The sequence below is a fragment of the Kitasatospora sp. NPDC087271 genome (assembly GCF_044744605.1).
Taxonomy (GTDB): domain Bacteria; phylum Actinomycetota; class Actinomycetes; order Streptomycetales; family Streptomycetaceae; genus Kitasatospora.
This window is the reverse complement of sequence record NZ_JBIUYQ010000038.1, coordinates 53,069-59,068: the sequence shown is the minus strand read 5'-3', so window position 1 is coordinate 59,068 and position 6,000 is coordinate 53,069. Positions and strand designations below refer to the sequence as shown.

Below are 6,000 nucleotides of genomic sequence, written 5' to 3'. Positions count from 1 at the left end.
GGTGAGCCCATGGCCAGGTGAGCCCATGGCCAGGTGAGCCCATGGCCAGGTGAGCCCATGGCCAGGTGAGCCCATGGCCAGGTGAGCCCATGGCCAGGTGAGCCCATGGCCCGCGCCCTGCCTGGGGCAGGGCGCGGGCCATGCAAGGCGGGGATCCGCTGTTGCCAGCGGGAGGTGGTGGGCGGGAGGCGGGGAGGGTGGGGGGCGGGGGGGGGAGGGGGCCCCAGAGATCAGGCAAAGGACCACGCGCAGGAAGTCGGCCCGTCCGACTTCCTGCGCACCACCGCACCGCCCCACCCCACCGAAGGCCGGTGCCCCGGGGGCACCGGCCTTCACGGCGAGGCGGACCAACCAGGTCCAACGAAGTCAGGCGGCGATCCCGGCGTCCTCCACCGACGCCCCGGCCACCGGCTCCCCCGCCGCCGTCCCGGCCTTCCGGTCGCGCATCACCAGCGTGGCCACGACCGCCGCCGCCAGCACCCCGATCGCGCTGATCGTGAAGGTCGTCGACATCGCCGAGGTGAAGGCCTCCCGGACGGTCCGGACGAGCCCGGCGTCCCCGTTGGCCAGCGCCAGTGCCCCGCCGACGGAGTGCTTCGCCTCCTCCGGCATCCCGGCGGGCATCTCGGCGGCGAAGCCGCTCGACAGCAGCGAGCCCAGGATCGCGATGCCGAGCGCGGTGCCGGCCTGCTGGATGGTGTCGTTCAGCGCCGAGCCGACGCCCGCCTGCTCCGGCGGGATGGTGCCCATCAGCGCGCCCACCGCCGCCGGCATCGCCAGGCCCGCGCCGAGGCCGAGCAGCCCGAGGGCGACCGCCGGGACGGTGAAGCCGGTGCCGGCGGTGACGGTGGTCAGCAGGGCGAAGGAGCCGGCCATGACGAGCATCCCGGTGAGGATGAGCAGGCGGTTGCCGATCGTGGCGGCGAACTTGGCGCCGACCCCGTTGCCGACCAGGGCGGCGATGGCCAGCGGAACGAACGCGAGGCCCGCCTTGACCGGCGAGTAGCCGAGCACGAACTGCAGGTACTGGGTGAGCACGAGCAGCAGGCCGCCGTTGCCGATCTGCACCAGGGTCAGCGACAGCGAGCCCCCGCTGAAGTTGCGGTGCTTGAAGAGCGCCAGCGGGACCATGGGCGCGGAGGTGACGTTCTCCCACACCACGAACCCGCCGAGCGCGAGCACCGCGACGGCCAGGGTGACCAGGGACTGGCCGCCGAAGGCGCCGTGCTGCGGGATCTCGATGATCCACCAGACCAGGGCGGTCATGCCGGCCGCGGACAGCACCGCGCCGAGCGGGTCGGGCTTCTGCCGCGGCCCCTTGGACTCCGGCATCAGCAGCAGGCCCGCCAGGATCGCCAGGGCGACGACCGGAACGTTGATGAAGAAGATCGAGTGCCAGGAGAAGTGGTCGATCAGCACGCCGCCGAGGACCGGGCTGCCGACCAGCCCCAGCATCGCCACCGAGCTCCAGGCGGCCATCGCCTTGTTGCGCTCGTCCTCGTCGAAGACGGTGATGAGGATCGACAGCGTCGAGGGCATGATCAGCGATCCGCCGACGCCCATGGCGACCCGTGCCGCGATCACCTCGCCGGGGTTGGTGCAGAAGGTGGCCGCGAGGGAGGCCGCCCCGAAGAGCAGCAGTCCGATGATCATGATCTTTCGGCGGCCGAAGCGGTCCCCGAGGCTGCCGGCGGTGAGCAGCAGCCCGGCGAAGACCAGGACATAGGAGTCGAGGATCCACTGGGTGTCCTGGGCGCTGGCGTCGAGGTCCGCCGTCATCGAGGGCACGGCGACCGTGAGCGCCATGCTGTCGACCACCAGGACGAGCGAGCTCAGGCACAGCACGATCAGGATCCACCAGCGGTGCGGGTTGCGGCCCTCGGTCGCGTTGAGCTCTGCCATCAGCCACCCCTCCATTCTGCGCACACCGTTCCCGCGGTGCGCACGACGCTCCTTCGCTGCGCACACTGTACGCATAGCGGAACAGTGTGCGCAACACCCGACTCCTGTACGCTCAATGCGAACGCTGTACGCAGCGAAGCAGGAGCAGAGGGAAGGGGAGCCGCCATGGCCGCCGAAACGAACCCGATCCCGTCCGTGTGGGCCCGTCGGCAGCGCGAGCCCGACCAGCCCGCACTCAGCCGGGCCGCGATCGTCCGCGAGGCGATCACCATGCTGGACGCCGAGGGCATCGAGGCCCTGAGCATGCGCAAGCTGGCCACCCGGCTGAACGCGGGCGCCACCTCCCTGTACCGGCACGTGGCGACCAAGGACGAGCTGATGGAGCTCGCGGTGGACGAGGTCTTCGGCGAGATCACCCTCCCGCCCGCCGACAGCCCCGACTGGCGCGCCGCCGCCACCGAGGCCGCCGGCGCCTTCCGGGCGACGGCCCTGCGCCACCCCTGGCTGTCGTCCGTCCTCGGCCAGGCCGGCCTCGCCTACCTCGGCCCCAACCTGATGTCCTACGGCGAGCGGCTGACCGCCTTCTTCACCTCGGCCGGCTTCCCCGAGCCGGTCCGGGCGATCGACACGGTCATCTCCTACGTCGTCGGCATGAGCACCACGGAGGCGGCCTGGCTCACCACCGTCGCCCGGGCCGGCGAGAGTGAGGCCGCGTTCATCGCCCGGCTGATGCCCGCCGCCCGGGAGGCCACCGCGGGCTTCGCCCACCTCGCCGACGCCTACTCGACCGTCTCCGCGGACCCGGACCCGGCCGCCACGCGCGACGCCAAGTTCGCCTACGGCCTCGACGTGGTCCTGGACGGCCTGGCCCTCCGCCTGCCCCGCTGACCCTCCGGTCGGACGACCCCCGGCCACTCCACTCAGCGCGCAGCCGCCGTCCGCCCACCACGCCGGGCCGACCGGACCAAGCCGTCCAACTCCCCCGCAAAGGGACAGCGGTCGCGTCCCACGTGCGGGCGCCCCTTCCCCGCCTGGCGAAATACCGGCGGTCGCGGGGTGGGGAGCGGGCACAATGGCCTAGTGATGGTGGGCCGTCCGGTGTCGGGGGGCCAGGGAATGGAGGCCCGGGTGAGCGATCTTCCGCGCAAGGCAGTGACCCGCACGGCACGGCTCGCCGCCCTGCCTCTGGGGATAGCCGGACGCGCCACGCTCGGTCTGGGCAAGCGCATCGGCGGCCGCTCCGCCGAGGTGGTGACGGCCGAGCTCCAGCAGGCCACCGCCGACCAGCTGTTCAAGGTCCTGGGTGAACTCAAGGGCGGAGCCATGAAGTTCGGGCAGGTGCTGTCCGTCTTCGAGGCCGCGCTGCCCGAGGAGGTCGCCGGGCCGTACCGGGCCGCGCTCACCAAGCTGCAGGACGCCGCTCCCCCGATGCCCGCCGCCAAGGTGCACACCGCGCTCGCCCAGCGGCTCGGGGACGGCTGGCGCGAGCTGTTCCGGGAGTTCGACGACCGGCCGGCCGCGGCCGCCTCGATCGGGCAGGTGCACCGGGCCGTCTGGCACGACGGGCGCCGGGTCGCGGTCAAGGTGCAGTACCCGGGCGCGGGTGACGCGCTGCTCGCCGACCTGACGCAACTGAGCCGGGTGGCCTGGCTGTTGGGCCCGCTGATCCCGGGGCTGGACATCAAGCCGCTGATCGCCGAGCTGCGTGAACGGGTGTCGGAGGAACTGGACTACGAGCTGGAGGCGCAGGCCCAGCGCCGGCACGCCGAGGAGTTCGCCGGCGACCCGGACATCGTGGTGCCCGGCGTGGTGGCGCAGGCCGACCAGGTGCTCGTCACCGAGTGGATGGACGGCACCCCGCTGGCCGAGGTGATCACGGACGGCACCCAGGAGGAGCGCGACCGTGCCGGACAGTTGCTGGCCCGGTTCCTGTTCGCGGGCCCGTCCCGGACCGGCCTGCTGCACGCGGACCCGCACCCGGGCAACTTCCGGCTGCTGAAGGACGACGGCCCGGCGTCGGGCTGGCGGCTGGGGGTGCTGGACTTCGGAACGGTGGACCGGCTGCCGGGCGGGCTGCCCGCGCCGATCGGGGCGTCGCTGCGGATGGCCCTGGACGGCGACGCGGCGGGCGTGCTGAAGATGCTGCGCGAGGAGGGCTTCGTCAAGCCCTCGATCGAGCTGGACCCGGACGCGGTGCTGGACTACCTGCGGCCGATCATCGAGCCGGCCGCCGTGGACAGCTTCCACTTCACCCGGGCCTGGATGCGCGCGCAGGCGGCCCGGATCGCCGATCCGCGCTCGCCCGCCTACAACCTGGGCAAGCAGCTGAACCTGCCGCCCGCGTACCTGCTGATCCACCGGGTGACGCTGAGCACCATCGGGGTGCTCTGCCAGCTCGGCGCCCAGGCGCCGTTCCGGGCGGAGATGCTGGCGTGGCTGCCCCAGTTCGCCGGTCGGGAGCCGGCGAAGCCGGCCAACCCAGCGGGGACGGCGAAGCCCGCCGGTCGCAGGCCGGCAGGCGGCGAGCCCGCCAGCCGCACCCGCAAGAGCTGACCGGAACGCCGCCCCCGACGACCGCAGGCCGCTCCCCGTGACGGGGGGCGGCCTGCGGCACGACGGGGGTGGAACGCGGGGAGGCCCCGCACGCGACGACAGCCGCGACTACATCAGGGCGACGGCGATCGCCTTGCGGGCCCGCAGCGAGGCGCGCTCGGCCCGCTGCTTGAGCCGGCGGGCCCGGGCAACCCGGGTGACGAGGCGTTGGTGCTCGGCCTCGTGCAGGCGCTCTTGCATATGGGCCCGGGCCAGGGATTCGTGGAGGAGTTGCATTTCGAGGGTCCTGTTCTGGATCTGAAGTTCGGTGGTCTGCTCAGCGCGGACGGTCGGATCGATGGCGGCGGCGGTCATGTGGTGGTCCTGCTCGTGGTGCGTGCTCGGGAAGGGGGCTGGCCGGGATGCGTCGGCCTTGGCGGCGGCGATCCGGACGGAACGGCGGAGGGAGCTGTCCAGCAGGGGCTGCTCTCCCCGGCGGACGGCCCTGGCGCCGTGGGCGGGGTTCACGCCATGACCTCGGTCTTGCGCGGACGGCCACGCGGCCGCTTGCGGGCCACGACGACGCCCTGGACGAAGAGCTCGCCACCCCAGACGCCCCACGGCTCGCGCCGCTCCAGCGCACCGGTCAGACAGGCGTCCTTGACCGGGCAGGTGCCGCAGAGGGACTTCGCGTACTCGACGTCGGCGGGCGTCTCGGCGAAGAAGACCTCGGGGTCGAAGGCGCGGCAGGGGATGGGGAGCCCGAGCGCCTCGGCCTGCTCGATGGAGCTGATCTGCATGGAAGGAACCTCCGGGGGGTCGGCCTGGTCGGCCTTGGTGATCTGGCTTGTCGGCGGTACGGACGGGATGGGCGGCGTGATGACCGTGGACACTGTGGCGTCTTCCTCGTCTTCTCAGTGGTTCCGGCCCAGATGGCTGGTGGGTCTGGGCCGGAGGCCCCGGGGGGCCTGGGTGGTCTTGCGTACCGGACAAAACAGAAGGGCCGCGGATCCCGGTGTGACGGGTTCCGCGGCCCTGGAGGTGCCGACCTGAGGCCTACTCAGGTTCGTTCTCTCCAGGGTTCAGGCCCGCGGAAGGCCCGCATCCGGATGGCCGTGGCGCCCGCAAAGGCGGCCATGGCCTGGTTAATCTGCTGCTCGTTCTGCTTCTGGGTGCTTCCGGCACCGACGACCTGCGCATAGTCGCCATGCATGGCGGCTGCTACGACTGCCTTCGGTGCCTGGGTCGGTCGCTCATCACGCAGGGAGCGCGACGTGCCGAACGACGCCCAGTCGCCGGACAGACCGGCCTCGACGGAGGTGCCTTCGACGTTCCTGCCGCCCGCGGCGCAGACATCAGTGTGTCCAAGGCCACTGACAGCGGGGACGACGGAGACACCGGTGGTGTCGAGACCCAGACCGGTTCCACCGAGCTCGGCGAGCGCCCGCAGACGGGCGGCACGCAGGGAGGCAGCAACAACGGTCTGGCCAGTCATTTTGGTGATCATGATGTTTCCCACTGTCATCGCCTCCTCTCGGCGTCTCGCGGAGCCAGGTCGCCCCGGTT

The 6,000-nt window shown here is 72.3% G+C and carries 6 protein-coding genes; 2 read left to right on the top strand and 4 right to left on the bottom strand.

The window, feature by feature from the left end:
• Nucleotides 1-366: 366 nt before the first annotated feature.
• On the bottom strand, nucleotides 367-1,902 hold the full coding sequence (locus tag ACIO9K_RS35790) for an MFS transporter (RefSeq protein ID WP_400336005.1): 1,536 nt from the start codon (nucleotides 1,900-1,902) through the stop codon (nucleotides 367-369).
• A 165-nt stretch (nucleotides 1,903-2,067) separates the two neighbouring features.
• Between ACIO9K_RS35790 and ACIO9K_RS35785 the strand changes: the two genes are divergently transcribed.
• Nucleotides 2,068-2,790, top strand: a complete 723-nt coding sequence (locus ACIO9K_RS35785) for a TetR/AcrR family transcriptional regulator (RefSeq protein ID WP_400336003.1) — start codon at nucleotides 2,068-2,070, stop codon at nucleotides 2,788-2,790.
• A 240-nt stretch (nucleotides 2,791-3,030) separates the two neighbouring features.
• Nucleotides 3,031-4,455, top strand: a complete 1,425-nt coding sequence (locus tag ACIO9K_RS35780) for an ABC1 kinase family protein (RefSeq protein WP_400336001.1) — start codon at nucleotides 3,031-3,033, stop codon at nucleotides 4,453-4,455.
• A gap of 108 nt (nucleotides 4,456-4,563) precedes the next feature.
• On the opposite strand, the gene ACIO9K_RS35775 is transcribed toward ACIO9K_RS35780, so the two are convergent.
• From ACIO9K_RS35775 to ACIO9K_RS35765, 3 genes are all read right to left on the bottom strand, one after another.
• Nucleotides 4,564-4,809 (bottom strand): hypothetical protein, encoded by a 246-nt coding sequence (locus ACIO9K_RS35775; protein WP_079136258.1) that lies wholly within the window; start codon nucleotides 4,807-4,809, stop codon nucleotides 4,564-4,566.
• A 149-nt stretch (nucleotides 4,810-4,958) separates the two neighbouring features.
• Nucleotides 4,959-5,327 carry a WhiB family transcriptional regulator gene (locus ACIO9K_RS35770; RefSeq protein ID WP_400335999.1) on the bottom strand — a complete coding sequence of 123 codons (369 nt, stop codon included), beginning with the start codon at nucleotides 5,325-5,327 and terminating at the stop codon, nucleotides 4,959-4,961.
• Between the two features lie 167 nt (nucleotides 5,328-5,494).
• Nucleotides 5,495-5,953, bottom strand: a complete 459-nt coding sequence (locus tag ACIO9K_RS35765; RefSeq protein ID WP_363586725.1) for a hypothetical protein — start codon at nucleotides 5,951-5,953, stop codon at nucleotides 5,495-5,497.
• Between the last annotated feature and the right edge of the window lie 47 nt (nucleotides 5,954-6,000).